Source organism: Microtetraspora fusca, from assembly GCF_001570365.1.
In the GTDB taxonomy this organism is placed as follows: Bacteria; Actinomycetota; Actinomycetes; order Streptosporangiales; family Streptosporangiaceae; genus Microtetraspora; species Microtetraspora fusca.
On the sequence record NZ_BBYK01000045.1, the window covers coordinates 93945 to 119705 of the forward strand.

The 25761-nt window shown below is 69.4% G+C and carries 27 protein-coding genes and 1 pseudogene; 17 read left to right on the forward strand and 11 right to left on the reverse strand.

What is annotated here, in order from left to right; genetic code table 11:
* The first annotated feature begins 252 nt into the window (after positions 1-252).
* Positions 253-1551 carry an alkyl sulfatase dimerization domain-containing protein gene (locus tag AWQ68_RS14370; RefSeq protein WP_157545301.1) on the forward strand — a complete coding sequence of 433 codons (1299 nt, stop codon included), beginning with the start codon at positions 253-255 and terminating at the stop codon, positions 1549-1551.
* Positions 1552-1699: 148 nt separating this feature from the next.
* Here AWQ68_RS14370 and AWQ68_RS14375 read toward each other — a convergent pair whose 3' ends face one another.
* The 3 genes from AWQ68_RS14375 to AWQ68_RS14385 form a co-directional block, all read right to left on the reverse strand.
* Positions 1700-1960, reverse strand: coding sequence for a hypothetical protein (locus AWQ68_RS14375; protein WP_066940539.1), 261 nt, complete (start codon positions 1958-1960; stop codon positions 1700-1702).
* 117 nt (positions 1961-2077) lie between these two features.
* Entirely contained in the window at positions 2078-2701 is a 624-nt protein-coding gene (locus AWQ68_RS14380; protein ID WP_066940542.1) for a DJ-1/PfpI family protein, read from the reverse strand.
* Between the two features lie 2 nt (positions 2702-2703).
* Positions 2704-3711 (reverse strand): GlxA family transcriptional regulator, encoded by a 1008-nt coding sequence (locus AWQ68_RS14385; protein WP_169808918.1) that lies wholly within the window; start codon positions 3709-3711, stop codon positions 2704-2706.
* 227 nt (positions 3712-3938) lie between these two features.
* On the opposite strand from AWQ68_RS14385, the gene AWQ68_RS42450 reads away from it, so the two are divergent.
* The 3 genes from AWQ68_RS42450 to AWQ68_RS14395 all read left to right on the forward strand — a co-directional run bounded on the left by AWQ68_RS42450 (position 3939) and on the right by AWQ68_RS14395 (position 5437).
* Complete coding sequence (locus tag AWQ68_RS42450) at positions 3939-4085, forward strand: hypothetical protein (RefSeq protein ID WP_157545303.1); 147 nt, start codon at positions 3939-3941, stop codon at positions 4083-4085.
* 105 nt (positions 4086-4190) lie between these two features.
* Positions 4191-5075 carry a hypothetical protein gene (locus AWQ68_RS14390; RefSeq protein ID WP_066940548.1) on the forward strand — a complete coding sequence of 295 codons (885 nt, stop codon included), beginning with the start codon at positions 4191-4193 and terminating at the stop codon, positions 5073-5075.
* Positions 5072-5437: a GntR family transcriptional regulator gene (locus AWQ68_RS14395; RefSeq protein WP_066940551.1), complete on the forward strand. Its 366-nt coding sequence runs from the start codon at positions 5072-5074 to the stop codon at positions 5435-5437. The genes AWQ68_RS14390 and AWQ68_RS14395 overlap by 4 nt, the downstream gene beginning before the upstream one ends.
* Positions 5438-5458: 21 nt before the next feature.
* Here AWQ68_RS14395 and AWQ68_RS14400 read toward each other — a convergent pair whose 3' ends face one another.
* The 4 genes from AWQ68_RS14400 to AWQ68_RS14415 form a co-directional block, all read right to left on the reverse strand.
* Positions 5459-5881 (reverse strand): DUF3147 family protein, encoded by a 423-nt coding sequence (locus tag AWQ68_RS14400; protein ID WP_084463989.1) that lies wholly within the window; start codon positions 5879-5881, stop codon positions 5459-5461.
* The gene (locus AWQ68_RS14405) at positions 5878-6228 is read right to left on the reverse strand and encodes a DUF3147 family protein (RefSeq protein ID WP_084463990.1); all 351 of its coding nucleotides are present in this window, start codon (positions 6226-6228) and stop codon (positions 5878-5880) included. Before AWQ68_RS14405 ends, AWQ68_RS14400 begins: the two co-directional genes overlap by 4 nt.
* Positions 6229-6442: 214 nt before the next feature.
* Entirely contained in the window at positions 6443-7534 is a 1092-nt protein-coding gene (locus tag AWQ68_RS14410; RefSeq protein ID WP_066940557.1) for a M20 family metallopeptidase, read from the reverse strand.
* Complete coding sequence (locus AWQ68_RS14415; RefSeq protein ID WP_066940560.1) at positions 7531-8574, reverse strand: LacI family DNA-binding transcriptional regulator; 1044 nt, start codon at positions 8572-8574, stop codon at positions 7531-7533. Before AWQ68_RS14415 ends, AWQ68_RS14410 begins: the two co-directional genes overlap by 4 nt.
* A gap of 234 nt (positions 8575-8808) precedes the next feature.
* Here AWQ68_RS14415 and AWQ68_RS14420 point away from each other — a divergent pair, with 234 nt between their 5' ends.
* The 9 genes and pseudogenes from AWQ68_RS14420 to AWQ68_RS44895 form a co-directional block, all read left to right on the forward strand.
* Entirely contained in the window at positions 8809-9789 is a 981-nt protein-coding gene (locus AWQ68_RS14420) for a substrate-binding domain-containing protein (RefSeq protein ID WP_066940564.1), read from the forward strand.
* 44 nt (positions 9790-9833) lie between these two features.
* A complete protein-coding gene (locus AWQ68_RS14425; RefSeq protein WP_245655908.1) occupies positions 9834-10673 on the forward strand; it encodes an ATP-binding cassette domain-containing protein in 840 nt (279 codons plus the stop codon).
* Positions 10670-11722: an ABC transporter permease gene (locus AWQ68_RS14430; RefSeq protein ID WP_245655909.1), complete on the forward strand. Its 1053-nt coding sequence runs from the start codon at positions 10670-10672 to the stop codon at positions 11720-11722. Before AWQ68_RS14425 ends, AWQ68_RS14430 begins: the two co-directional genes overlap by 4 nt.
* Positions 11719-12816 (forward strand): phosphotriesterase family protein, encoded by a 1098-nt coding sequence (locus AWQ68_RS14435; RefSeq protein ID WP_066940568.1) that lies wholly within the window; start codon positions 11719-11721, stop codon positions 12814-12816. The genes AWQ68_RS14430 and AWQ68_RS14435 overlap by 4 nt, the downstream gene beginning before the upstream one ends.
* A 12-nt stretch (positions 12817-12828) precedes the next feature.
* Entirely contained in the window at positions 12829-13578 is a 750-nt protein-coding gene (locus AWQ68_RS14440) for a glutamine amidotransferase (protein WP_066940570.1), read from the forward strand.
* A 1-nt stretch (position 13579) separates the two neighbouring features.
* Complete coding sequence (locus tag AWQ68_RS14445) at positions 13580-14521, forward strand: nucleoside hydrolase (RefSeq protein ID WP_084463991.1); 942 nt, start codon at positions 13580-13582, stop codon at positions 14519-14521.
* A 330-nt stretch (positions 14522-14851) separates the two neighbouring features.
* Complete coding sequence (locus AWQ68_RS14450) at positions 14852-15274, forward strand: hypothetical protein (protein ID WP_066940573.1); 423 nt, start codon at positions 14852-14854, stop codon at positions 15272-15274.
* Between the two features lie 253 nt (positions 15275-15527).
* Positions 15528-16136, forward strand: a complete 609-nt coding sequence (locus AWQ68_RS14455) for a cadmium resistance transporter (RefSeq protein ID WP_218006875.1) — start codon at positions 15528-15530, stop codon at positions 16134-16136.
* 939 nt (positions 16137-17075) lie between these two features.
* A pseudogene (locus AWQ68_RS44895) lies at positions 17076-17770 on the forward strand (IS5 family transposase); the annotation flags it as partial.
* Positions 17771-17915: 145 nt separating this feature from the next.
* Here AWQ68_RS44895 and AWQ68_RS14475 read toward each other — a convergent pair.
* On the reverse strand, positions 17916-18734 hold the full coding sequence (locus AWQ68_RS14475; protein ID WP_066940585.1) for an MBL fold metallo-hydrolase: 819 nt from the start codon (positions 18732-18734) through the stop codon (positions 17916-17918).
* A 113-nt stretch (positions 18735-18847) separates the two neighbouring features.
* Between AWQ68_RS14475 and AWQ68_RS14480 the strand changes: the two genes are divergently transcribed.
* Together AWQ68_RS14480 and AWQ68_RS14485 are read left to right on the forward strand one after the other, a co-directional pair.
* The gene (locus AWQ68_RS14480; RefSeq protein WP_084463993.1) at positions 18848-19456 is read left to right on the forward strand and encodes a helix-turn-helix domain-containing protein; all 609 of its coding nucleotides are present in this window, start codon (positions 18848-18850) and stop codon (positions 19454-19456) included.
* A gap of 365 nt (positions 19457-19821) precedes the next feature.
* Complete coding sequence (locus AWQ68_RS14485; protein WP_218006877.1) at positions 19822-20685, forward strand: recombinase family protein; 864 nt, start codon at positions 19822-19824, stop codon at positions 20683-20685.
* Here the strand turns inward: AWQ68_RS14485 and AWQ68_RS14490 are convergent.
* Complete coding sequence (locus AWQ68_RS14490; RefSeq protein WP_066940588.1) at positions 20652-22175, reverse strand: DUF4082 domain-containing protein; 1524 nt, start codon at positions 22173-22175, stop codon at positions 20652-20654. The genes AWQ68_RS14485 and AWQ68_RS14490 overlap by 34 nt on opposite strands.
* 515 nt (positions 22176-22690) lie before the next feature.
* Here AWQ68_RS14490 and AWQ68_RS14495 point away from each other — a divergent pair.
* A complete protein-coding gene (locus AWQ68_RS14495; RefSeq protein ID WP_066940590.1) occupies positions 22691-23203 on the forward strand; it encodes a hypothetical protein in 513 nt (170 codons plus the stop codon).
* Positions 23204-23408: 205 nt separating this feature from the next.
* On the opposite strand, the gene AWQ68_RS14500 is transcribed toward AWQ68_RS14495, so the two are convergent.
* Positions 23409-24050 (reverse strand): GNAT family N-acetyltransferase, encoded by a 642-nt coding sequence (locus AWQ68_RS14500; RefSeq protein ID WP_084464016.1) that lies wholly within the window; start codon positions 24048-24050, stop codon positions 23409-23411.
* Positions 24051-24370: 320 nt separating this feature from the next.
* On the opposite strand from AWQ68_RS14500, the gene AWQ68_RS14505 reads away from it, so the two are divergent.
* Positions 24371-25276, forward strand: a complete 906-nt coding sequence (locus tag AWQ68_RS14505; RefSeq protein WP_066940596.1) for a class I SAM-dependent methyltransferase — start codon at positions 24371-24373, stop codon at positions 25274-25276.
* Positions 25277-25373: 97 nt separating this feature from the next.
* On the opposite strand, the gene AWQ68_RS14510 is transcribed toward AWQ68_RS14505, so the two are convergent.
* Positions 25374-25700 carry a VOC family protein gene (locus AWQ68_RS14510; protein ID WP_066940599.1) on the reverse strand — a complete coding sequence of 109 codons (327 nt, stop codon included), beginning with the start codon at positions 25698-25700 and terminating at the stop codon, positions 25374-25376.
* Between the last annotated feature and the right edge of the window lie 61 nt (positions 25701-25761).

Below are 25761 nucleotides of genomic sequence, written 5' to 3' on the forward strand. Positions count from 1 at the left end.
CGTAAGACATATGCCTTATCTTGCCATAAGACACGTGCCTTAATTCGTGTGCCTTATCTCGCCGATGAGGAGACTTCAGATGACCGACGTGCAGGCCCCCGGGTGATCGACGAGACCTTCGACGTGGGCGTGACCTCCGGCTTTCCCGTGGGCGACCATCCAGGGTCCTATCCGTTCAGGGGCGGATCGATCGGACGGGTCGACATCCCCTCCCTTAATTCACGAGACCTGTCGAGAACGGAGTCGAACGAAGTGACGACGCAGATTTTCCCTGCCAACCAGCAGGCGACGGCGGAAAGGGCCTTCGGACTGTTCAGCGCCGATCAGGCGAGGCACATCTTTTCCCGGGAACACGGCGCGGGCCACGAGGCCATCGTTCTGGAGGCGGCGCCCCGCACGTTCTTCATCCAGCCGGGGATGGTGAACGTCGCCCTGTTCGAGACCGACGAGGGGCTGCTCCTGGTCGACTGCGGCTGCGCCGGGGACGGCCCGGCTCTGCTGGGGGCGATCCGCTCGATCAGCGACAGGCCGCTCCACACGGTGGTGTACACGCACGGCCACATCGATCACGCCTTCGGTCTGTGGGCCTTCCTCGAGGAGGGCGAGCGCCCCGAGATCATCGCGCACGAGAACCTGGTCGGTCACTTCCGCAGGTACATGAAGACCGGGGGGCTGAACGCGCGGATCAACGGACAGCTTCCGGGTCCCGACGGCAAGAGGTGGCCGTGCGAGGAGTCCGACTTCGCCTGGCCGACCCGGCTGTTCGGCGACCGCCTGGAGCTGACCATCGGCGGTGAGACGTTCGTGGTACGGCACGGCAAGGGGGAGACCGACGACGCCGCCTGGGTCTGGGCCCCGGAGCGGGGCGTCATAGCCGCCGGCGACCTGGTGACGGGATACCTGCCCAACGCGGGCAACCCCAGGAAGGTGCAGCGTTTCGCCGAGGAATGGGCGGACGCAGCCGGCGAGATGGCCGCGCTCAATCCGGCAGTGATCATTCCGGGGCATGGCGACCTGGTGTCGGGCGCCGACGCCATCAGGGACGAGCTCACCGCCATGTCCCGCTACCTGCGCCACATCGTGGATCACGCCCTCGCCGGTCTCAACTCCGGGGTGCCACATGACGAGATCGTCGAGACCCTGCGGATCCCGGTCGAGCTGGCCGGCCACCCGAGGCTGCGGGCGATCTACGACAAGCCGGAGTTCATCTGCCGCAACGTCATCCGGCGTTACAGCGGCTGGTGGGACGGGCACCCCGCCAACCTGTTGCCGGCACCGAAGCGCGACCAGGCGACGGAGATCGCCCGGCTCGCCGGCGGTGTGGACGCACTCGTCGCGCGCGCCAGGGAACTGGCGGAGGTCGATCTCCGGCTCGCCTGCCATCTCGCCGAATGGGCGTTCCTGGCCGACCGGGGCGACGACAACGCCCAGCAGTGCTACGTCGACGTCCTGGAAAGGCGCGCGTCCATCGAGCCGTCACTGATGGCCCAGGTCAACCTGCGGGTGAGCAGGCAGTGGGTGCACGCGGCCCGTGAGGCGACCTCGGCATGAGGCGGTGACACCGGTGTCGGCATGCTGCCGCGCGCGACCAGCGGCACGGGGTCGTTCGCGTCGCGGACGAGTGTCGGCTCCACGAAGTGGCCTGGCAGGCCGGTGCCACGACCACCGCCCGGGACCACCCTCGCGCCGTCGGCCACGGTTACGGGGCGGACGCGTCCGGCTCCCCACCCCGCCCCTCGGCGGGCACGGTGGCGAGCCGGTCGAAGATCTCGATGGCGGCCTGCCGTACCTCGTCGGGCGTGATGCCGTCGAGCGCGACGCGCGCCTGGTCGAGGTCGCGGGCGGTGGCGCAGCTGATCGCGACGGACGCGGCCGCCGCCTGGCGCAGCGACCCGGCCGGCGCGCTGTCCGCCATCTCCCTGGCGCTCATGGCGACGTCGAGGTTGTCTTTGGGGTTCACGGCTCTCCTCACGGTCGTAGGCGGTTCAGGCCATTGTGCGACATGGACGCCGCCCGGCTCCGTCCGGGCGGCCCGCTCGCGTGCCGTCGCGTCGCCGAGGAGCACCGCCGGCGTCCGTCAGCCGATCAGGCTCAGTGCCCGCTCCGCGAGCCCGGCCGGGGCGGTCTTCGGGGAGCCCGCGCCGAACGGCGGCAGCGGGTCGTACTCGATCGCGAGCTGCACCGCCTGGGCGGTCGCCGGGTCGGCGGCCTCGGCCAGGAGGGTCAGCGCCATGTCGATCCCGGCCGAGACACCCGCCGCGGTGACCACCGTCCCGTCGGTGACCACCCGCTCGCTCACCGGTTCGGCGCCGAACGCGGCGAGCTGGTCGAGCCAGCCCCAGTGCGTGGTCGCCCGGCGGCCGCGCAGCACCCCGGCGGCGCCCAGCAGGAAGGACCCGCTGCAGACCGAGGTCGTCCACCGGGCGTGCTCGTGCGCCGCGCCGATCCAGCCGACGAGAGCCGGATCGGACAGGGCGTCCAGTGTCCCGGGGCCGCCGGGGACCAGGATCACGTCCGGGCGCGGCAGGTCGGCGAGGCGCGTGGTGGCGGTGAGCGAGAGGGAGCCGCGGTCGTCGAGCACCGGTCCCGTCTCGGGGGCCACGAAGGTGACCCGCCAGCCGGGCGCGAAGGCCAGCACCGTGTACGGTCCCACCGCGTCGAGGGCGGTGAACCGGGGATAGAGCGGGATGGCGACGTGCATGGTCAGCTCTCCTTCAGATGGAATCGGCGACGGTGATCGCCTGGTGAGATCCGCCAGTGCCGGCGGAAGACTCGGTAGAGGGTCTCCGGGGTGCCCAGCCCGCACTCGCGGGCGACCCGGTCCAGGGGGTGGTCGGTCGTCTCCAGCAGGCGCCGGGCGGCGTCGGCCCGGCTGCGCTCGACGTACCGGCCGGGCGGTACGCCGGTCTGCGCGGTGAAGACCCGGGAGAAGTGGCGCGGGCTCATTCCCGTGCGGTGGGCGAGGGCCGGGACGCTCAGGTCCGCGCCGGGGTTGGCGTCGATGAACGCCTGCAGTTCCCGCAGCGGCTCGCTGCGCGGGGTGAGCGCGCGCAGCGGCGCGCTGAACTGGCTCTGCCCGCCGGGCCGGTGCAGATACACCACGAGGCCCCGCGCGACGTCCCGGGCCAGGCGGTGCCCGTGGTCCTCGGCCACCATGGCGATGGCGAGGTCGACCCCGGCGCTGACCCCGGCGGAGGTCCACACGTCGCCATCCCGGACGTAGATCGAGTCGGCGTCCACCCGGACGGCGGGATAACGGGAGGCGAGCTCGTCGGCCGTCAGCCAGTGGGTGGTCGCGCGCCTGCCGTCGAGCAGCCCGGCCTCGGCCAGCAGCAGCGCTCCGCTGCACACCGACGCGACCCGGCGGGCGGATCCCGCCAGCCGGGCGATCCCGCCGACCAGATCCCGGTCTCCCAGGTGCGACGGCACGGACAGCCCGCCCGCGACCAGCAGGGTGTCGACCGGCTCCGCCACCTCGCCGAGCGGGAGCTGTGCGACGACGTCGATGCCCGAGTGCGCCGGTACGGCGCCGGCCCGGGCGGCGGCCACACGCAGCCGGTAGCCGTCGGCGCGGAGCAGCAGGTTCGCGGTGGCGAACACGTCGGCCGGTCCGGCCAGGTCGAAGAGCTGGAAGCCATCGAAGATCACAAGGACGACGTCGCGGGGCACGCCTCCATCCTGGTCACCGGCCCGATATGGCGGCAACGCCATGAATATTGCATTTCATGCCATGCGCGGCGGCCGTCAATGGGACCGACCCCTGGATCCCCGTTCCGTCGGCTTCGCCACCGTGACCGCCCGCGGCGCGAGGCCGGGCGCGGGGCACATCCAGGCGCCGGTCCGGCTCGGCGCGGGCGACAGCTCGGCGGGACCACGGACGCCGCGGTCCGGTGGCGCGTCGTACGGGGGCCGACCGCTCGGGATGTCGGCCTATGGTTGTGGGCGCTCTATCGAGGAGCGCCCTCGGGGCGCGCGAAGCGGGCGCGACCGATCTCCTGGTCAGCCCGGTCGGAAGCGACAAGGAGCAGGCCCGCACGCTCGCCTTCCTGGACGACCTCGCGGGCGCGCGGGCCCGGAGCGTCTGACCGCGGGAGGGAAGCCTCCAGCAGAGCGGATTTGTATCAGCGACTTGCGACAAGTCGCCGAGTCGGGCAATCTTTGTGTCAACGGATTGATACAAAGGAGTCGGTATGGCGGCTGTGCTCGTCCTTCCCCTCACGGCGCTTCTCGTTCTCGTCGCCGTGCTTCTCGCGGTGCTGTTGTCGCTGAACCGGGTGGTAAGCGTCCCGTCCGGCGGCGATCCCGCCGTACTGCGCGCCACGTCGAGGCGGCTCCTGTGGGCCCGGCTGGCCGGGCTCGCCGCCGGAGCCACGGCGTCCTGGCTCGTGTTCGCCTGGGACGGCCTCGGCCGGGGGCCGATGCTGGCGGCTCCCGTGCTGGGTGTGGGGCTCCTGCTCGGCACGCTGGCCGGCGAGCTGACCGTGCCGCGGCCGCACGGTCCGGTCCGGGGAGCCTCGCTGGAGATCAGACGCGCCCGTGACTACCTGCCCGGATTCTCCGCGCCGCTGGCCGCGGGGCTGTCGCTGATCGCCGTCGTGCTGCTGACCGTCACCTCCGTCACCGCCGCCGCCGACGACCTCGGCCGGCCCGGCCGCACGCTGGCCATGGTCAGCGCCGACGGCACGGTGCGCAGCGCGGTCGGCCCGTGGCCCGGCTGGTTCTACGCGTGGCCGATGCTGGCCGTGCTGGCGGCCGCGTTCCTGCTCTCCGCTCTGGTCGTCCACCGGGTCGTCCAGCGCGGACGCCCGGGCCTCGACGCGGCGGCCAGAGCGGTGGACGACGCGCAGCGCGCCCACTCCGCCCGGGTCGTCACCGCGGCCTATGGCCTCTGCGTGGCCCTGCCGCTGACCGGCGTCGCCGTCGTCACGGCCGGTGCGCTCTTCCGGCAGAGCGACCTCGCCGGCTGGGCGGTGCCCACCGGGTTCGCGGTGCTCGGGGTCGCCCTCATCGCGGTCGCCTCGGCCGTCTGGTACCTGGCCGAGTTGCTCTCCCGCCCCCGGATCAGAGCGTCATGATCGAGGTCGACGTCACCAGTCCCTCGCCGCCGTACGAGCAGATCCGGGCGCAGCTCGCGGAGCTGATCAGGTGCGGGGTGCTGGGCGCGGACACCCGGCTGCCGCCGGTACGGCAGCTCGCCGCGGACCTCGGTCTGGCCGCCGGCACGGTAGCGCGGGCGTACAAAGAGCTGGAGCAAGGCGGATACGTCACCGGGAAGCGCGGGGGTGGCACCCGTGTCCTGGCGCAGCCCGAGACCGGCCCGGCCCGAGAGGAGCTGATCAGGGAGCACGCCCGCGCCTACCTCGCCGAGGTGGTCCGGCTCGGCGGCACCGCCGAGGAAGCCGTCGCCGCCCTGACGGAACTGGCCGCCGAGCGATAGCCCGTGGAGTGGAAGAGGCGGTCAGTGGTCGGATCCGGAGCGTCCATGACGGAAGGCGCCCCAGACGAGGAAGTACAGGGCGGCGGAGACGACTGCCCAGGCGCCGAGCCCGGCGAGCAGGGCGAACGGCGCCGGGATCCGGGTCGCGAGCACCCAGACGCAGGCGGCGTACACGATCATGCCGGCCGCGCCGAGCATCGCGCCGCGCGCGTCCTGGGCGGCGGGCCTCCGGTTGTGCTCCTCATGCTGGATCAGCGTGAGCGTCGCCGCGAGGATGGCGGGGAAGGCCAGGAAGACCCCGCCGGTGACCTCACCCCAGGCGCGGCCGATCAGCGCGGCCGCCACCGAGATCACCGCGCCGAAGACGAACCGCACCGCCATCTCACGCTTGGTGATCTTCTTCAGACGTGACGGCTGGATGCGGATCTTCATGGGCGATCTCATGGGACCACCGCGAGCAGCACTCGGCAGACGGTGGCCGTGGCGGCCCAGGCGGCGAGTGCGGCCAGGGTGCCGACCGTCGCGCCCAGCCGGGTGACCAGCGGGACCGCCGAGGCGCAGTAGGCCACCAGCGCGATCGCACCGGCGATCATCCCGAGGGCGGACTCCGCGACCGGCACGTCTCCCTGGACCACCATCGTGATGGTCATGCCGGCGAGCGCGACGGACGGGGCGGCGGAGAAGATCCCGGCGAACTGCTTCGGCATGGCCAGCTCTCCGATCAGCGCGAACGCCATGACGAAGAGGCCGCCGCAGAGCCCCCGGGCGACGAGCACCAGCAGATCGCCCAATCCCGCCTCCCACAGTCCGCCCGGCCGTCCGCCCCACCGTCCTCCGGCGGAACCGGCGCGGGGGAGGCGCGCGGGGACCACGCTCGCGCGCGGAGGACAGGAGATCCCGCCTTTGTAACACCCGTCCGGGCGATTCCGCCGGAGCCGTGCCGTACAGGTGACAGGCTTGGGCGGCCGATCACCGTTCCCGGATCCCGCCGGACGGCGGAGGGCGTCAGGAGGCGAGCCGGGCCAGCGCTCCGGTGTAGATCTCGACGGCCTCCTCGATGCGCGAGATCACGCAGTACTCGTCGGTGACGTGGGCCTGCTCGGGCTCCCCGGGACCGCAGATCACGGCCGGCGCCCCGCCACTGGCGGCGACCAGGACGGACGCGTCGGTGAAGTAGCTGGCCGCGGGCCGGTCGCCCGGCGGCGTGGCCCCCGCGGCGAGCAGCGCCTGGACGAAGTCGTCGTCCGGGTCGGTCCACACGGCGGGCAGGTCGGTCAGCACCTCGAGGGAGGTCTCCTCACCGAGGGCGCGTCCCAGCCGCTCACGCAACTCGGCGTGGTCCTGGCCGGCGACGGTGCGCATGTCCACGGTCGCCTCGGCCAGGTCGGGGACGGAGTTCACGTTGATCCCGCCGCGTACCGTGCCGACGTTGGCGGTCGGGGCGCCCAGCCACGGGTGGGCGGGCACGCCGGGGTCGAACCCCTCCACCGCGCCGATCGCACGGGCCAGCTTGTAGACCGCGTTGTCCCCCAGATGCGGCATCGAGCCGTGCGCGGTGCGCCCGCGGGCGACCGCCTTGAGCCACAGCGCGCCCTTGTGCCCGAGCAGCGCCCGGTTGGCGGTCGGCTCGGCGACCAGCATCGCCCGCGCCTCGCCGACCATCCCGGCGGCGATCATGTCGATCGCGCCCTCGCACCCGGTCTCCTCACCGACGGTGAGGACGACCTCCAGGGCCGCCCGCGGGCCCGAGCCGCGTACGTGCCGTTCGGCGGCGACGACGAGCGCGGCCACCCCGGCCTTCATGTCGCTGGAGCCGCGCCCGTAGAGGCGGTCGCCGTCCACCTCGGCGGCGTGCGGGTCGTGCGCCCACGCCTGGCCGCCCAGCGGCACGGTGTCCAGGTGCCCGGTCAGGACGACCGGGACGCCCGAACCCCAGCGGGCCACCAGTCCGGTACGCCCTGGCGCGTACCGATGCTCCCGCACGTCGAAGCCCGCCGCCGACAGCCGCCGGGCGAGCGGCTCGGCGACCGCCGCCTCGCCGCCGCCGACCGAGTCGATCCTGATCAGGTCGCGGGCCAGCTCCACCGCCTCGCTCACGCGGTTCCCCTTCCCTTTCCCATTCCGTTCGCGCCGCCGGCGGCCACCGGTCGGCTGGTCTCCCGTACGACGAGCCGGGGGGCGATCGCGACGCGCTGGGCGGGCCTCGGGTCGCTCACCCGGACCTGCCCCAGCAGGCGCACCGCCTCGGCCGCCATCTCCTCGACCGGCTGCCGGACGGTGGTGAGCGGCGGGTCGCACATCGCGGCGTGGCCGACGTCGTCGAAGCCGACGACCGACACGTCGTCGGGCACCCGGACGCCGCCCGTCCGCAGCGCCCGCACCAGCCCCACGGCGATCTCATCGTTGCCGCACACCACGGCGTCGGGCATGGTGTCGCCGTCCAGCAGCAGGCGGCCCGCCTCGATGCCCCATTCGAGGGTGAACTCGCCGAGCAGCGGTGCCGTGGCGTTCACCCCGGCCCGGGCGGCGGCCCGCTCGAAGCCGGACAGGCGGGATCTGGCCGAGGAGTTCATCAGGCGGCTGCCCACGAACGTGACCACTCGCGCGCCGCCGGCGGCCACGTGCTCGACCGCCTGGGCCAGGGCGGAGTCGTCGTCCACGCCCACCCAGTCGGCTCCGCCGCCCTCGATGTACCGGTCGACCTGGACCAGCGGGACACGTCGCGCGGCGTTCAGCACCGCGGGCACGCTGGCCTCGATGTCGCACGGGCTGATGATCAGGCCGTCCACCCGCCGGGCGAGCAGCGTCTCGAGCCGCCTGGCCTCGACGTCCGGCCGGTACTGCGACGCGCACAGGAGCAGGTCGCGCCCGGTCTCCTGGAGCTGGTGCTCGACCGCCTCGACGATCGTGGTGAAGAACGGGTTGCCGATGCCGGGGACGATCATGCCGATCGTGCCCGTGGTCCGGTCGCGCAGCGCCTTGGCGACCGCGTTCGGCTGGTACCCGAGCTCGGCGGCGGCGCGGGACACCCGCTCGGCGATCTCGGGGGTGACCTTGCGCCGCCCCGAGAGGGCGCGGGAGGCCGAGGCCACGGATACGCCGGCCGCCCTGGCCACGTCATGGATTGTCACGCCCATGGTGTCATCATCGTGTAATCGATTTCCCTGTCCTGTCGGGGCTGGAGCGCTCGTTGCCGATCTGTGAGCTTCCTCACTGAAGAGTTCAGGAGAACGATAGATCGTTCTGGGGGTTACGTCACCTTGACGCCCGTTTGTGCTGCTCGCTAGCATCCCAGAAATTGGTAATCGATTACCACACTCCCCACACTTTTACCTGCGGCTCCACTGGAGCGGCCCCCGAAAGGCTGTCCGATGGCACGATCCATTCGACTCACCCGCATCACCACGGCGACCGCACTCCTCGCGACCGGCCTGCTGGCCGCCGCGTGCGGTGGCACGGACGACTCCGGCTCCGCGGCCTCGGGCGGCGCTGACAAGCCGAAGATCGGCCTCGTCCAGATCAACCAGCAGGCGATCTTCTTCAACGAGATGAACGCCGGTGCCCAGCAGGCGGCGAAGGAGGCGGGCGTCGAGCTGACGGTCTTCAACGCCAACGACGACCCCGCCAAGCAGAACGAGGCGATCGACAACTTCGTCCAGCAGCAATTCGACGCCGTCGTCGTGGTGGCCATCGACGTCGAGGGCATCAAGCCCGCCGTCAAGATCGCCAAGGACGCCGGGCTGAAGGTCGTCGCGGTGGACGCCATCGTGGACTCCCCGTCCGTCGACACCCAGGTCGGCGTTGACAACGCCGCCGCCGCCCAGCAGGCCGGCGCGTTCGTGAACGACTGGGCCAAGGCGCAGAACGTCTCCGCACCCAAGATCGGCGTCGTCGGCGCGCTCAATTCGTTCATCCAGAACATCCGCAAGGACGACTTCGTCAAGACGGTCGAGGGCGCGGGCGCGAAGATCGTGCAGACGGTGGACGGCCAGAACAAGCAGGAGGCCGCCATGACGGCCGCCGAGAACCTGCTCACGTCCCGTTCCGACATGAACGTCGTCTACGCCACCGGCGAGCCGGCCCTCCTCGGCACCGTGGCCGCGGTGAAGTCGCAGAACGCGGCCGACCGGGTCAAGGTCTTCGGCTGGGACCTCACCAAGGAGGCGATCAGCGGCATCGACGCCGGGTTCGTCGCCGGCGTCGTCCAGCAGGACCCGAAGACCGAGGGCTACGAGGCGGTCAAGGAGGCCAAGGCCCTCGTCGGCGGCGCCCAGCCCAAGAAGAAGATCGACGTGCCGGTGACGATCGTGACCAAGGACAACGTCGACCAGTACCGGGCCACCTTCAAGTGAGCGACGAGACGGCAACCGAACGGAAACCTGAGGAGGTGAATCCCGTGGCCCCAGCGGAGAGCGCCGCCGAGCGCACCGTCGACCGCGTGGTCATGCGCGACATCCGCAAGCGCTACGGAATGGTCGACGCGCTGCGCGGCGTGACGCTGCGCGTCGGCCCGGGTGAGGTGATCGGGCTCGTCGGCGACAACGCCGCCGGCAAGTCCACCCTGATGAAGGTGCTCGCGGGCGCGGTCGTGCCGGACTCCGGCGAGATCGTCTTCGACGGGCAGACGGTCTCGTTCGCCACGCCGCGCGACGCGCGCGAGCTGGGCATCGAGATGGTGTACCAGGACCTCGCCCTGTGCGACGACATCGACGTGGCCGGCAACCTGTTCCTCGGCCGCGAGCCCCGCAAGGCCGGCGGCCTGCTGCTCGACGTCGCGCGGATGCACAGGGACGCCCGCCGGCACCTGGACGCGCTGAACATCCGGATCCCGCTCACCGACATCCCGGTGGGCGGCCTGTCCGGAGGGCAGCGCCAGGCGGTGGCCATCGCCCGCGCGGTGACCTTCGGCCCCAAGCTGCTCATCCTCGACGAGCCCACGGCGGCGCTGGCCGTCGCCGAGGTCGAGACCGTGCTCGAACTGATCAAGACGGTCTCCGCGCAGGGCGTCTCGGTCATCCTGATCACGCACCGCCTGCAGGACCTGTTCCGGGTCTGCGACCGGCTCTGCGTGATGTACGAGGGCACCCTGCGGGCCGACCTCGACGCCCGGGCCACCAGCCTGGAGCGGCTCGTCTCCGAGATCGTCGCCCACGACCAGATCGACTCCGGCAAGAACGACGCCGGAGAGGCCGGCGGGCGGAAGGAGCACGACACGACCGAGGGAGCGCGACGGTGACCACCAGCGAGCCGACCACCACCGGCGGGCGGGCCGGCGCAGGCAAGCCCCCCGTCGTCAGCGAACGGGTCGTGACCACACGCTCGGCCCGCGCCAACGCCCACATCGGCAAGCACGCGCAGACGATCGCGATCGGCGTCGTGCTGGTCCTCCTGCTGATCTTCTTCGCGTTCTCGGCGGACCGGTTCGCGACGACCGGCAACCTGCTCAACCTGCTGCGGCAGATCTCGCCGACGCTGATCGTCGCCATCGCGATGACGTTCGTGATCAGCACGTCCGGCATCGACCTGTCGGTCGGATCCACTGTCGCGCTGTCGGGATCGCTGCTGGCGATCGTTCTGCAGCACGGCTGGGACCCGACGCTGGCGCTCGTCGCCATCCTCGCGCTCGGCGCGCTGATCGGGTTCGTGAACGGCTGGTTCTCGTCGTACCAGAACATCCCGCCGTTCATCGTCACTCTGGCCATGCTGTCGATCATGCGCGGCACCGCGCTGCGCGCCACCGAGGGGTACTCCACCCCGATCGACGGCGATCTGTGGATCGTCCAGCTCGGGCAGGGGCGCGTCGCCGGGATCCCGGTGCCGGTCATCCTCGCCGTCGTGATCGCGGCGGTCGGCTGGATCACCCTGACCCGCACGCCGTTCGGACGGTACGTGATCGGCCTGGGCTCCAACGGCGAGTCGCTGCGCCGTACCGGCGTGAACACCCGCAAGGTCGGACTGGCCGTCTACGTGCTGACCGGCCTCGCCGCGGCCCTGGCCGGCGTGCTGATCGCCACCCGGCTCAGCTCCGGCTCCTCGAACGCGGGGACCGGCTTCGAGCTCGAAGTGATCACGGCCGTGGTGCTCGGCGGCACCAGCCTCTTCGGCGGCCGGGGCAGCATGCTCGGCACCATCCTGGGCGCGCTCACCCTCGGCGTCATCGCCAACGGCCTCGTGCTGCTGCACGTCTCGCCGTTCTACGTCCAGATCGTGCAGGGCGCGATCCTGCTGCTGGCCATCTTCGCCAACAGCAAGGTCTGGGCCAGGTTCGGCGCGGTGCGTAAATGACCGTGGAGACGGGAGGCACCGGGGTCACCGTGACCACGGTGCTCGGCCCGGTGCCCGTCGAGGAACTGGGCGTCACGCTCTGCCACGAGCACCTGCGCAACGACGGCGCCCTCGCCTGGCACCCGGCGCCCGAGGGCGACACCGAGGGCGAACTGATCGCCGGCTCGCCGGTGCGGATGGAGTTCCTCGGCCGGCTGCGCAACGACCCGTACCTCTCGCGCGACAACGTCTCCCTGGACGACACCGGCGTGGCGATCGAGGAGGTGGCCCGGTTCGCCGCGCGCGGCGGGCGCAGCGTCCTCGAGGTCACCCCGGACGGCCTCGGCCGCGCCCCGGCCGAGCTGGCCGCGATCGCCCGCGCCACCGGTCTCAACATCGTGATGGGCTGCGGCTTCTACCTGGAGCGCACCCACCCGGAGCGGGTCCGCGGCATGAGCGTCGCGGACGTCGCCACCGAGATCGAGCGCGACCTCACCGAGGGCGTGGACGGGGTGCGCGCGGGCGTCATCGGCGAGATCGGCGTCTCCCCGGACTTCACCGCCGAGGAGGAGAAGGTCCTGCGCGCCGCCGCGCGGGCGCAGGCCCGCACGCGGGTGCCGCTGTCCGTGCACCTCCCCGGGTGGGTACGGCACGGCCACCGCGTGCTCGACGTCATCGCCGAGGAGGGCGGCCTGATCGAGGCCACCGTCCTGTCACACCTCAACCCCAGCGGGCGGGACCGCGACTACCAGGTCGCGCTCGCCACCCGCGGCGCCTACCTCGGGTACGACATGTGCGGCATGGACTACCTCTACCCCGGCGAGGGCCAGTCCCCGTGCGACGAGGACAACGCCGCCGCGGTCGCGTGGCTGCACCGCGCCGGGCTGGGCCACCGGGTGCTGCTGTCCCAGGACGTGTTCCTCAAGACCATGCTGGTCCGCTACGGCGGCACCGGTTACGCGCACATCCTGACCCACTTCGTGCCGCGGCTGCACCGGCACGGGCTGACCCCCGCGGACACCACGCGGCTGCTCGTGGACAACCCCCGCGACCTTTTCCTGGCCTTCGCGGCATCAGGGAACCGACACACTTCCCACACCAACGACACCCTCTAAGGAGACATCCTCATGACCCGCGTGCTTGTCGCCGGCGAATCGTGGGTGAGCGTTTCGACCCATTACAAGGGCTTCGACGCGTTCACCACGACCACCTACCACACCGGTTTCGAGCCGCTGCGGGACGTCCTGGTCGCCGACGGCGTGGAGGTCGACCACCTCCCGGCGCACGACGTGCCCAAGCTGTTCCCCGGAACGCTCGACGCCCTGTCCGCGTACGACGTCGTCGTGCTCTCCGACATCGGCGCCAACAGCATCCTGCTGCACCCCGACACCTGGCTGTCCAGCGGCAAGACCGCCAACCGCATCGAGCTGCTGGCCGACTGGGTGGAGCAGGGCGGCGGCCTCGCGATGGCGGGCGGCTACCTGAGCTTCCAGGGCTTCGAGGCCAAGGCCGCCTACAGCGGTACCGCCGTCGAGCGGGTACTGCCCGCCCGCATCTCCCGCTTCGACGACCGGGTGGAGACGCCGCAGGGCGTGCCCGGCGCCCTCGTCGACGGCTCGCACCCGATCACCGCCGGCCTTCCCGCGGGATGGCCCGAGCTGCTCGGGTACAACCGGTTCGAGGTGCCGGAGGACGCGACCCTCCTCGCCACGGTCGGCGGCGACCCGCTGCTCGCCGTACGCGAGGCGGGGGCCGGCCGTACGCTCGCCTGGGCGTCGGACATCGCGCCGCACTGGTGCCCCGACGAGTTCGTGGCGTGGGACGGGTACGCCAAGCTGTTCACCCGCGCCGTGCGCTGGCTGGCCAAGGAGATCTGACGTGCCCATCCCGGTGATCCTGGACTGCGACCCCGGCCATGACGACGCCATGGCCATCCTGCTCGCGGTGGCGAATCCGGCGATCGACCTGCGCGCGGTGTCCACCGTCGCGGGCAACCAGACCGTCGAGAAGACGGCGCTCAACGCCCGGCGGATGCTCAGCCTGGCGGGGGTCACCGGGGTGCCCGTCGCGGCCGGCTGCGACCGGCCGCTGACCGGGACCCTGGAGGTCGGCGACTACGTGCACGGGGAGAGCGGGCTGGACGGCCCGGCGTTCGGCGAGCCGGACGTGCCCCTCGACCCGCGGCACGGTGTCGAGCTCATCCACGACACGCTCGCGGCGGCGGACGAGCCCGTCACGATCGTGGCGATCGGGCCGCTGACCAACATCGCGACCCTGCTGCGGCGCCACCCCGAGGACCGGGAGCGGATCCGCGAGATCGTGATCATGGGTGGCTCGACCGAGCGGGGCAACCACACCCCCTACGCCGAGTTCAACATCGTCACCGACCCGGAGGCCGCCGCCGAGGTCCTCGACAGCGGTGTCCCGACGACGTGGGTGGGGCTCAACGTCAGCCACCAGGCGCTGGTCACCCCCGACGTGCTCGACCGCATCTCCGCGCTCGGCACCCCGCTGGCTCGCGTCTGCGTGGAGCTGCTCACCTTCTTCGGGTCGAGCTACCACCAGGCGTGGGGCTTCGAGGCGCCGCCGCTGCACGACCCGATCACCATCGCGTACCTGATCGACCCGCAGGTCATGACGTACGCGCGGGTGGGGCTGCGGATCGAGGTCGAGGGCAGGTACACCCGGGGCGCCACGGTCGCCGACCTCCACAGCCGGATGGACTGGGAGCCCAACGCGAACGTGGGCCTGATCCTCGACCGGGACCGCTTCTGGGACCTCATGATCGGCGCGATCGAGCGGCTCGGAGCGCCAAAATAGCTTCTGAGCTGCAGAGACGTCGGGAATCCTTCGGGAAACTCCAGGACACTCCACGTTCCGCCAAGATCATGACGCACGATCATGAAAAGCGCCCCGCCGCCATTCAGGCGGCGGGGCGTACGTGCGCACAGGCTTAACACTCGGCCGGCAGCGCTCCGGCTGAAGAGAACGGCAGGGGCGGCAATCCCAGAAGGATGTTCGGTCGTCTCATATTCGAGCCGCTCCGCGCCGAGACGTTCACACCAGGGAAATGGCCCGGCCGAGCAGACCCTCGGTCCCCTCCGGCAGGGCCTGCATCGGTTCGAGACCGAGACCGAGGCCGTACGCGCCATGCTCCGCGCGCTGCACGCCGAGGCGCCGAAGCGTACGAGCCAGCTGGCCGAACGTGGCTACCAGAAGTGGGTGGCCGGGTGCGGCCTCACCTACTGGATCATCTGGCTGGAGGAGTTCCCGAAGATCTTCGACGCGCTCCCGGACAAGGAACAGGAGATGTTTCTGGAGCTGGTCAAGGAGCTGCGCAGCGCGGGCGGCACGATCGTCATGTCCTTGCAGCGCAGCGACTACACGCAGATGCCCACGCTGGCCCGCGGGCAGCTCGCGAAGTGGTGCTTCGGCCTGGAGTACGCCGGCGACGCGAAGTTCGGCCTGTTGAACGTGCTCGCCGAGGACGGGGTGATCGGGCGGGACGATGAGCGCCGCTGCTACCGGATCATCCGCGCGGACGTGCTCGCGCCGGAGCCTGCCGGCGTGTGACACCCCCGTGACATCCCGATCAAGATCAAAAAGGGTGGTGGGCGCGCATCCCACGCGCAGCCGTACGCGCGAGCCATTGCAGCAGCTCTGTACGGAATTTCGCGCCTATCTCTTCCTTCGACCACAGGCGGTCGTAGATCCGTAAGCTCCTTCGCCTTGGCGGCGGCGAGGCCTCCGCGGTGCTCGTGGCTAATGGTTGCTCACCTGCGCAACTTTTTAACCTTTGTTGGGCTACACGGTAGCTTTGGCGCTCGTGGACGGAATCTTGGGCACTGTGGCGGCGGCAGTGGGCATGTTCGCCGGTACGAATGTCGACGACATCGTTGTGCTGACGGTGTTGGCCTTGTCGATGCGGGCCAGCGGCCTGCCCAAGCGCTGGCAGATCTGGGCCGGCCAGTATCTGGGCATCGGCGTGCTGGTGCTGGTCTCGGTGGTGGCCGCGCTCGGCCTGACCATCGTGTCAGACGACTACGTCGGCCTGCTGGGCCTCGTGCCCTTCGCGCTCGGCGTCTGGGGCCTGATCAAGGCGATTCGGGCTCACGCCAACGGAGAGGACGACCCCTCCACGGCGGTGGCCTCGGGACTGGTGTCCGTGGTGGGGGTGACGATCGCCAACGGCGCCGACAATATCTCCGTCTACACGCCCGTCTTCCGCACGATCGGTATGGGGCCGACGATGGTGACCATCGCCGTATTCGCAGTCGGGGTCGCCGTGTGGTGCCTGGCCGGTTCCTGGCTGGGCTCGTATCAGAAGGTCGTCACCGTCATTGAGCGCTACGGCCACTGGATCGTCCCGGTGGTGTTCATCCTCATCGGGTCGCTCATCGTGATCAAGTCCGGCGTGCTGGGCAAGATCTTTTGATCCCTGGTCGCGCTCGTGGCCCTGCTTTGCATGTTCTTCCCGTCCCCACCGACGCACCTCGAGTTCCCGAGTGCAGAAGGATTACAGGGGCTGATCATCGGTGAAGGGCCACCACTGCCCCGGACACGGAGAAGCAAGAGGAGCAAAGGTGGCCGTTGTAGTACAGACGTTGTAGGACGGCTACTGGTTGACGCACGCCCATTACGAGCTGTGCCGATTGTCCGGCTTGCCGCGCCATGACGAAACGCCCCCTCCCTCAGGAGGGGGCGTCGTGCTGTACAGCTTGCGCTCGGCTATCGCTGGCCGGACTCGCCCGCTCGTGCGCAGCCAGCCCGGCAGAATCGCCTGGACGCCAGGTGGCGCCATCACCCGCGCGAGGCCGCAGCCGTCGCCAGTCCCGCCGCGAGCGCACGGCAGTGTCCTCGGGATGCCCGCCGCATGGACCACCGGGAGCCATAAGGGCGGGACGGTCCGTCAGCAGGCAGTCTGGCCTGCCTCGTTCCAAGTTGACTCCAAGCCGATCACTAAAGCGCGCTGCGACGCTGCGGTGTCGATAACGAGGAGGTGGCCGGGGCGGCGTCCCCTTCCCCCTCCGTCACGATCTCAAGGAGGACCATGTTGAGACATTCGTTCCGCGCCCTCAGCGGCGTCGGGCTGGCTGCCGCTCTCCTGGTGGCCGGGTTCGGTATTGTCCGTGCGGCCAACCACGCCAATGGCCAGTCCGATGTCGGCGTCTCTGCCTACTACTACCCCGCGAACCACTACGACACGTGCGAAAAAAGGTGTAGTGAGTTGTGATTGCCCCGTTACACCGTCACCTCAGCAACGCGAATTGCTTGTGATTCGGGGTAGTACCGCGACAGGGTCCTAGTGGATGGATGGCCACCGCTAGAGCGTGTCCGACAAATGATCACGCTGGGTGCGGTTAGATGATCCTCCGTGGTGAGACGTGGTGAACTGACCGATAAGGCCTGGCAGCGGATCGAGCCGTTACTGCCCGCCACGGACGGCAAAGGCCGTCCGTGGCGGGATCACCGCCAGGTCATCGACGGCATCCTGTGGCGGCTGCGGACCGGCGCACCCTGGCGCGAGATTCCCGAACGCTACGGCCCCTGGCAGACCTGTTACGAGCGGTTCAAGCGCTGGGACGAGGACGGCACCTGGGCGCGTCTGCTGGAGGAGATGCAGGTCAAGGACGACTCCATCGGCCGGGTGGAGTGGACCTTCAGCATCGACTCGACCATCGCTCGCGCTCACCAGCATGCGGCCGGAGCGAGAAAAGGGGGGACGACGGCGGGACGATCGATACGAAGCAGTCGCAAAGACGGCAGGCGCTTGGCCGCTCCCGGGGAGGGCTCACCACCAAGCTCCACCTGATCACCGAGGCCCGCGGCCTACCCATGGCCCTGCACCTGACCGCAGGGAACGTGGTCGACTGCACCGCCTTCGAGGCGGCCATGGCCACGCTACGGGTCCCACGCCGCGGGCCGGGACGACCGCGCACCCGCCCCGACCGGCTCATTGGCGACAAGGGCTACTTCTCCAAGCAGATCCGCGTCTACCTGCGCCGGCGCGGTATCAAGGCCGTCATCCCCGAGCGTAGGGATCAGATCGCCAACCGCAAACGCAAGGGCAGTCGGGGAGGTCGTCCTCCCGCGTTTGACGCTGAGGTCTACAACGGCGGCAAGGTGCGCGAGGTTCGTGGGCGACCAGCCGGGCCAGACGAGCTTGCCCTTCTTGGCCGCCATCGCGAGCGCGGCCCGGAGCCGACAGGCTCGATCAGCCGATCGGTGGTGCGAGGTACTCCAGCGCGTAACCGTCGCCGGAGGCGGTTACGCGGGCGATGCCGGGTGAGTCGAGGTGGGCGCCGGCTACGAAGTGGTGTGGTTGGGTCAGTTGTTCGAGGAGCGCCGCTCGCGCGGCGCGGGCCTGGGACTGGTTGCCGTCGAGCTCCCAGGACACGTTTGGCTGATCGAATTGGAGCGTGGGAACGTGAACGGTGTCGCCCCAGGCGAGAAGGTGGCCGGTGCCGCTCCTGACCTCGTAGACGGTGTGACCGGGTGTGTGGCCCGGTGTCGGGATCGCGGTGGTCCAGTCGTTGATCGCGACCTTCTCCGACACGGGTACGACCCGGTCGCGGATCGGCTCGAGCCGCCCGGTGAACACCGAGGTGTCGCCCGCGCCGATCCACACGCGCTCGAGTTTGGTGAACGCCTCTGAACCGTCCGGCGCGATCAGGCCGCTCACGTGGTCTTCGTGCTTGTGGGTGATGGCCACATCGGTGACCTGCGCGCGGTCGATTCCCGCTTCGTCGAGCGCGTCGTAGATCAATCCCATGGTGGGGTCGTGCCAGGCGTTGGACGCGCCGGTGTCGATGAGAACCGACCGCGTGCCGTCGGTGACGAAGAAGGCGTTGACGGACAGCCGCAAGTTGTCGCCGGCCAGCGGCACGGCGGCTGGCAGCTCATCGAGCGTGCGCCCATCCTCGTCGCGGAGCCGTGTCGGCGGCATGTCGATGTACCCGTCTCGCAACGAGATCACCTGCAGATCGCCGAATTCGAACGTGGCATGGTGCCGGCCACTCGAGATCAAACGCATGGAACCTCCGTCGTGTTGGGCGCACATCGCGCGTCTTCGATAGAAGACTCTATCTTCTTTAGGAGAAACTCTAGACTGTGGGCGAGCGAGATACCCATCGATCGAGGAGCACGGTGGTCGAGCAAGACGGAAACGCGGCCGAACCACAGCACGGTGACGACCTGGCCGGCGCGTTCGGCGGTAACGTGCGGCGACGCCGCGAGGAGGCGGGCCTGACGCTGGAGCAGCTGTCCACACAGTCGTCGGTCAGCCGGGCGATGCTGTCCAAGGTCGAACGAGGTGAGAAGAGCCCGACGATCGGCGTCGCGTCTAGGATCGCCCACGCGCTCGACGCGTCGCTCTCGGACCTGATCGGTGCGCCGGCTGCTGCCGCGTCTGGTGTGGCCATTGTCATGCGCAAGAACGATCGCCCCGTTTTCCGTGACCCGGAAACCGGCTTCGAGCGGCACATGGTGTCAGCGGCCCCGGGCGCGGGAGGGGCCGAGATGGTCGTCCACTACCTCCCCGCGCAGGTCTCCACCGGGCTGCTGCCCGCGTATCCGCCGGGTACGGAGAAACAACTCGTGGTGCTCGAAGGCACCCTCACCGTCGCGATCGGCGGGATCAACGAGACCCTGAACACAGGCGACTCCCTGTTCTTCCAGGCCGACGCGGACCACGGCTTCGCCAACCGAACGAACGCTCCCTGCGAATACATCATGGTCATCTCGCGCAGAACCTGATCGGCCGCAGCTTGCGGACCTGGACAAAGCTGGCTAGGGAATCGCCAAACTCACGGCATTCTTCGGAAAGCCAACTTGCGAGCAGCTCCGCGGAGTGTCGGTCCGATTCCTCCACCCTGCGGCGTAGACCCGCAACGTTGTCGTTCCCCCGCCTGCGTGGCCGAGGCGTCCCGCAACGGTGCGGATGTCCACACAGATCCTCCCGGCACAATCGGTGTGGTCTTGTCCGGCGGCAACATCGCCTGGACCACGTTCCGGTCGCTGGTCGGCCGCGCCGAGGGCAGCGGGGGAACTTGTGGGGTGCCTGGCCTGCGCGGGAGCGCGCAGCGGAGCCTTCCTCCGCCTACCACGCTCGCCGCTTCACCATGGTGCCCCGGCTGAAGAAGGCACTGCGGGTGCCCACCCCGGCCGACCGTGGACCGGGCCGGCCGTGGCGGCCGGGCACCCCGCCCACGGCGCCGATCGATCCGGATCTGCCGAGCGCGGACATCCGCATCGGCTACGCCCGCTGCTCGACGCTCGGCCAGGAACTCGACTCCCGGCTCGACGCGCTCAGCAAGCACGGCATCCCGAGGGACAAGATCTTCAGCGAGAAGATCAGCACCCGCGGCCGCGTACGGCCCGCCTTCGAGGAGGCGCTCCGTACGGCGCGGGAGATCAAGGCGCACGCCCCGCACTGCCGGGTCATCTTCACCGTGTACGAGATGAAGCGGCTCGGCCACGATGCCGCCGAACTCACCGCGCTCGCCGACCACCTCACCGCCCACGGCCTGGTCCTGGAGATGCTCGCCGGACCCCTGCCCGGCATCTACGACCCCACCGGCCCGGGCACGCTCCTGTTCGCATTCTTCGCGGCGATGGCGGAGACCGAGCGGGAGCACATCCGCGAGTCGACCCTGGAGGGGCTCGACAGCGCGGCCCGCAAGGGTAAGCACGGCGGCCGGCCGCCGGTCATCACCGACGACATGCTCCACACCGTGCTGCGGCGCCGCGCGGGCGGCGAGTCCGTCGAGCAGATTCCAGCCCGACCTGATCATCCCCACCGGCAAACGCAAGGGACACAGACCCTCCGTCGCCAGGATCTACCGGGCGCTCGCCGAGCACGCCAAGCGCGAGGCGTACCCCGAAGCCCTCGAGGACGGTTCCTGAGCCGCGTGTCGGCTCCCAAAAACGTCGATCTCAGCGCTGAGTTCTGTCACTCGGGGACGAACAAAACGTCAACCCAGTAATTAGCGGACGCGTCGGTGTTGGTGGGGAACGCGTTCGTTTCGCCGTAGATGTAGAGGCCGTTTCCTCCGTCGGCGCCGTCAGCAGGGGCCATCAGCGGACCGTTTGCGTATTGCCCGGTGAAGTAGTCGAGCGTTTTGGAGTAGGCTCCGCCCCTGCCTTCTTTGTAATAAGAGACGACGTAGGTGGTTCCAGCGGTCACCGCCACTGGGGGGTCGAAGGCGACCGTTTGCCATCCCTCGGCGGTTTCGTTCGTGAATACAGCGCTGGCGAGCAGTTGGCCGCTGCTGGACCACAGGCTGCCGATGTGCCTGCCGTAGTTTCGCGAACCCCTGTAGAAGCGCATCCCGGTGATGGTGCCATCGGTAGCCGGGCGGAACTTCGTGCCAAGTGCGACCGGTTCAGCGTCGGAATGATTCAGCTCGCCGGGCTCCTCGGAGGTGTCCCACATACTGTTAGGCGGGGTGAAAAAAACGTCTACCCAATAGTTCGTCTTTTGGTAGGTGCTGGAGGGGAAAGTATTGGTGTCGCTGTAGGCGTAGACGCCGTTTCCGCCGTCCGTGCCGTCAGCGAGGGCGGTTATCCACTTGCCGGAGCGCGCCCACGAGAAGTAGTTGAGCGTTCTGCTGAAGTGCCCGGACGAGGTGTGGTTGGAGACGATGTAGGTAGTGTTTGCGGTTACTGCTACAGGGGGGTCGAAGGCGACCGTTTGCCATCCCTCGGCGGTTTCGTTCGTGAACACAGCGCTGGCGAGCAGTTCGCCGGTCCTGGACCAGAGGCTGCCTGTATGGGTGCCGATGTCCTGCGTGTTCTTGTAGAACTTCATGCCTGCGATGGTGCCGTTGATGGCTGTGCGGAACTTCATGCCGACCACCACCGGATCTGTGCCGGGTGCCGTGTCCGGTTGCGAGATATCTCCACCCCACACGGTGTCCACCACTCTGTGTGAAAGCGGAGGTGAGGTGCTCGAGATGGCGTGGATCAAACCCTCGAAGTTAGAGATGTTGCCACCCATGAACATCGCGGTGATCTTGTGCACTCCGAATGTGAGCGACGAGGTGGTGAACGTGGCCTTGCTCGAACTGCTGAACTGATAGCCGGATCCGATGACGGTGCCGTAGTCCTTGAAGACGACCCGCCCATGAGGGATCCGCCCTGAGTCCCCAGTCACCGTGGCGGTGAACGTGACAGACTGCCCGGGGTAGGACGGGGTGACCGACACGGTCAGCGAGGTGGTCGTGGGCTCTTCTGACCCCTGCAGGAGCGCGTGAGACCAGTGGGTTCCGCCGCTGGTCGGGTTCGCCGCTGTCGCTCTGGCCTCACTCGAAGGCAAGACGAAGGCGGTCACCGCAAGGACGGATGCCAGGAAGCCGGCCAGCCACAAGCGGCTGGCGTACGTGCCACGCCGATGAGGGAGGACGTAGCGGGCCCAGGTGTGCATACGGGCGGCCGGCGCCTGGGCGAGCGAGCCGCCGTCATCGCTCCTCGTCACATGGCCGTTGTACTACCGAAATAACAATTTGGAATGACTCGCTTGCGTTAGGTAGTTGTTGCTGACTTGGCTGGTCAACCACGGCGTAACCGCATGTGGCGCGGCTGAGCTTCCCGTGAGTATCCCGCTGTCTTCACCTGCGGAAGCTCCGACACGGCACCACGAAGCAAGAGAAGCAAGAAACGCCCGCCTCCCCGGCTGCGGGGAGGCGGACGTCGTGCTGTACGGCCCGCTCGGCTACCGCTGGCCGGTCTCCGGCTTTGGCGTGCGGAGCCGGCGCGGCAGAATCGCAGGAACGCCGGGCAACGCCATCACCCGCGCGAGACTGCCGGCCGCGGCCAGGGCCGCTGTCCCCGTCGAGGTGTACGTCATCAGTGATCCGGCGGCGCAACTCAGGCCGGTAAGAAGGTAAGTCTTGGTCACACGCCCAGGTAAATCTGCGCGTGACGTGGGTGGTCGAGCTTCGGCCTGGATAGACCGGCAGAGAACCCGCTTGCCTTCCGGAAGGACCACGCATGCCCGCGCTGCTGCCGCCTATCGGTGCAGAGATTCCCTGCTCCATGCTCGCGATCAACAGCACCATCGAGTACGAGAACACAAAGATCACCTGCGACTTCAGGGGCGGTGTCAGGCACCGCGTCGACGTCAATCCCCATGACCCCATGAACAGTGTTCGCCTGCGCACCGTCGGCTTCAGGGTGACCGCGGAAACGGACAAGGGGCAGATCACCATCGAACAGAACGACGTCGATGTCGACGCCAAGAGCTTGCTGAAGGTGACGCAGCAGTTCCCGCCCAGGTTCCAGCACCGCGACGTCCAGGACGTCACCGTCGTCTTCGACTTCGGCGGCGAGCCAGTGATACTGGTGACCAGAGAGCCCATGATCACCGAGGCGGACCTCACCCAGTTCCCGCCCCGCGGTGATCTCTACAAGCTGACCCGGCCCGTCGACCTCGTCGACCCGGAGGCCCCGGACAAGGTGGTCGCCCGGCTGACGGTGTTCGACTCGAAGCGCGGCGGCCTGTAGGAACAACCTGGCGGGCCTTCGGTGGAAGCCCCGAAGGCCCGCCCACGCCTCGGGGAGCCTGGCGTAGTGCTCCGAGTTGACGCCCTCGTCGTTCACTGCGGGGAGCCGATGGAGGCCGCGGCCGATGTCGAGTGTTCGGCGATCAAATAAATCTACGTTGTAAAGGGGGCCTTCGGGTGCCGACAGGCGACCTGAGCGGATGGCGTCAGAGGCCGAACATCGGGCGGCACGCCGTCATCCCGTCAACCCTGACCGGGGGCCGGTTCCGCTGAGTCCACTTCTGCCTGGTGAGCCGTAGACGGTCGGATACGACGGCCTCGTCACCGCGGGCGTCAACCGAGACGCCGTCATGCTCGTAGCCGAGCTTGCGGGACACGCCCTGAGAAGCGTGGTTGTCCTGGAACACTTCGGTGCGCGCGGCACGTGCGTCGAGGTGGTCGAAGGCCAGGGTGAGCAGGCCGGTCCGAGCCTCGGTTCCGTATCCCTTGCCGTGGTGTTCGACGCCCAGCCAGGAGGACGTTGTGACCTCCCGAACGACTGGGAAATCGCGTGCTCGAAGCGTGACCACGCCAAGCGGTTGGCCGTTGCGGAAGACCCCGAGTCCGAGCCGCCACGCTGCCACGTCCCATTCTGCGAGCTGGCTCCAGTGTTCCTGGAGCACAGACCGTGCCCGATCCTCGGGACCGCCGTCGGTCCACGGGGTCAAGAACGGGCGCTCGTCTGCCCGGTGCACGCCCTTGCCTGCGAGATCTGCGAGTGCCGCCAGCTCTTCCTCGCGCGGCAGGCGGAGTTCAAGTCGTGGTGTGAAGATGGTCAGGCCGTATTGGGGCCACAGGTCAGCAAGCACGGGCCGGATCATTACGACTCAGTCCACGCCATGCAACCGAATTACTGCCGAGATCAGAATTGTCATCGCGATGTCAGCGTGTTGCCATTGGCCGCGACCTCGCCCCGTTGAGCCGCAGTGCTGAGAACTACGGCCGGCCAGGTCAGACCTGGATTGCCAAGAGCTTCGCAAGGTGCTGCGCAGGCGTGTCCCATCCGAGCGTCTTGCGAGGTCTGGAAGGCAACGCCGCGACGACGGCGTCGAAACTGCTCGCGCGTGCGTACTTACGGGCGGGGTTATTTCGATGGAATGGGAGAGGCGGGCCTCGTTAGTGTCGCGGGGTGATCTACGAGCATCCGCTGGCGTACCTGATCGGCGTCGAGGGCATGGCCCTGCTGCGGTCCTTCACGGGTGAATTCGACCGCGACTTCGTGGACGCCCGCATCGCCGAGGTCCGGCGGCTGCTCGACGACGAGGTGCTGGCGGACGCGGCCGTCGAGGTGGCGCGCGTGGACACGACCGAGGGATACCGCATCTGGTCGGCCACCTATGACGGGCCCAACGGCCTGTTCGACATCGACGAGCCCGTCGTCGGGCGGATCCTGGACGAGATTCCGGTGGGTGTCGCCCTGGACGCCGCCTGTGGCACCGGCCGGGTCGCGGCGTCGCTGGTCAAGCGCGGACACCAGGTCCTCGGCGTGGACGGCTCACCCGACATGCTCACCCGGACGCGTGCCCGGGTGCCGGAGGGGGAGTTCCTGCTCGGGGACCTGCACCGCCTGCCGGTGCCCGACGACGCGGTGGACCTGGTCGTCTGCTCGCTCGCGCTGACGCACGTCCCCTCGCTCGAGCCGGTGCTGGCCGAGTTCGCCAGGGTGCTGCGTCCGGGCGGGTACGTCCTGATCTCGGACATGCACCCGGAAGGGGGCGCCCGAGGCTTCGTCCCGACCCTACGGCGGGCGGACGGGAAGCCGGGACGGATCACGAGTTACCACCACTCGATCGGCGACTACCTGCGCGCGGGCCTGTCGGCCGGATTGCAGGTGCGCCGCTGCGAGGAGCCCCGGGTGCCGAAGACGGGAGACACGAGACCGGTGGAGACGCCGTCCACCTCGGAGGCGATCGAGGTCTGGGACGTCTGGCCCTGGTGCCTGACGGAACTGGTGCCCGAGGCGGCGCTGGCCGCCGGCGGAGACGTGCCGGCGATGGTGATCTGGCTGTTCCAGTCGCCCCCGCTCGACCACTGACGGGCGGAGGCCGCGCCCCTGCGCCGGATCAGCCGGCCGCCTCCTCAGGAGGCGCGAAGACGCAGAACTCGTTGCCTTCCGGATCGGTCATGACATGTCAGTCGATGTCGTCGCCCGGCTCACGGACCAGGGTCGCGCCGAGAGCGAGGAGCCGGCCCGGGTCGCCCCAGACATCCAGGTGCAGGCGATTCTTCCCGGTCTTGCGCTCGGGCACCGGGTTGAACCAGATCAGCGGGCCCGCCCCAGCGGGGTCGACGATCGAGATCGGCCACTCGTGCGGCTGTGTGGAGCCGTCGGCCGTCGGCCTCCGGACGTAGCCGATCGCCGCGCACCACCAGTCGGAGAGCGCATGGTGATCGCGTGCGTCCAGCGCGAGGTCCTTGAATCGGGCGGGTGCTTCCACCTTGTCACGCACGAGGCCCATCGAAGCACACCTTGAGGATCGTCCCGGCCGCGCGTCCGCTGTATGTTCGAAAGCCTGCCGA

What these genes read in the sequence shown, in the direction of transcription:
- AWQ68_RS14395 (WP_066940551.1), top strand. Translation starts at nt 5,072, where the DNA reads ATGATCGAGGTCGACGTCACCAGTCCCTCGCCGCCGTACGAGCAGATC.
- AWQ68_RS14440 (WP_066940570.1), top strand. Translation starts at nt 12,829, where the DNA reads ATGACCCGCGTGCTTGTCGCCGGCGAATCGTGGGTGAGCGTTTCGACC.
- AWQ68_RS14415 (WP_066940560.1), bottom strand. Translation starts at nt 8,574, where the DNA reads ATGGGCGTGACAATCCATGACGTGGCCAGGGCGGCCGGCGTATCCGTG.
- AWQ68_RS14435 (WP_066940568.1), top strand. Translation starts at nt 11,719, where the DNA reads ATGACCGTGGAGACGGGAGGCACCGGGGTCACCGTGACCACGGTGCTC.
- AWQ68_RS14475 (WP_066940585.1), bottom strand. Translation starts at nt 18,734, where the DNA reads ATGCGTTTGATCTCGAGTGGCCGGCACCATGCCACGTTCGAATTCGGC.
- AWQ68_RS14450 (WP_066940573.1), top strand. Translation starts at nt 14,852, where the DNA reads ATGCTCCGCGCGCTGCACGCCGAGGCGCCGAAGCGTACGAGCCAGCTG.
- AWQ68_RS14380 (WP_066940542.1), bottom strand. Translation starts at nt 2,701, where the DNA reads ATGCACGTCGCCATCCCGCTCTATCCCCGGTTCACCGCCCTCGACGCG.
- AWQ68_RS14390 (WP_066940548.1), top strand. Translation starts at nt 4,191, where the DNA reads ATGGCGGCTGTGCTCGTCCTTCCCCTCACGGCGCTTCTCGTTCTCGTC.
- AWQ68_RS14400 (WP_084463989.1), bottom strand. Translation starts at nt 5,881, where the DNA reads ATGAGATCGCCCATGAAGATCCGCATCCAGCCGTCACGTCTGAAGAAG.
- AWQ68_RS14420 (WP_066940564.1), top strand. Translation starts at nt 8,809, where the DNA reads ATGGCACGATCCATTCGACTCACCCGCATCACCACGGCGACCGCACTC.
- AWQ68_RS14385 (WP_169808918.1), bottom strand. Translation starts at nt 3,711, where the DNA reads ATGGCGTTGCCGCCATATCGGGCCGGTGACCAGGATGGAGGCGTGCCC.
- AWQ68_RS14495 (WP_066940590.1), top strand. Translation starts at nt 22,691, where the DNA reads ATGCCCGCGCTGCTGCCGCCTATCGGTGCAGAGATTCCCTGCTCCATG.
- AWQ68_RS14485 (WP_218006877.1), top strand. Translation starts at nt 19,822, where the DNA reads ATGGTGCCCCGGCTGAAGAAGGCACTGCGGGTGCCCACCCCGGCCGAC.
- AWQ68_RS14510 (WP_066940599.1), bottom strand. Translation starts at nt 25,700, where the DNA reads ATGGGCCTCGTGCGTGACAAGGTGGAAGCACCCGCCCGATTCAAGGAC.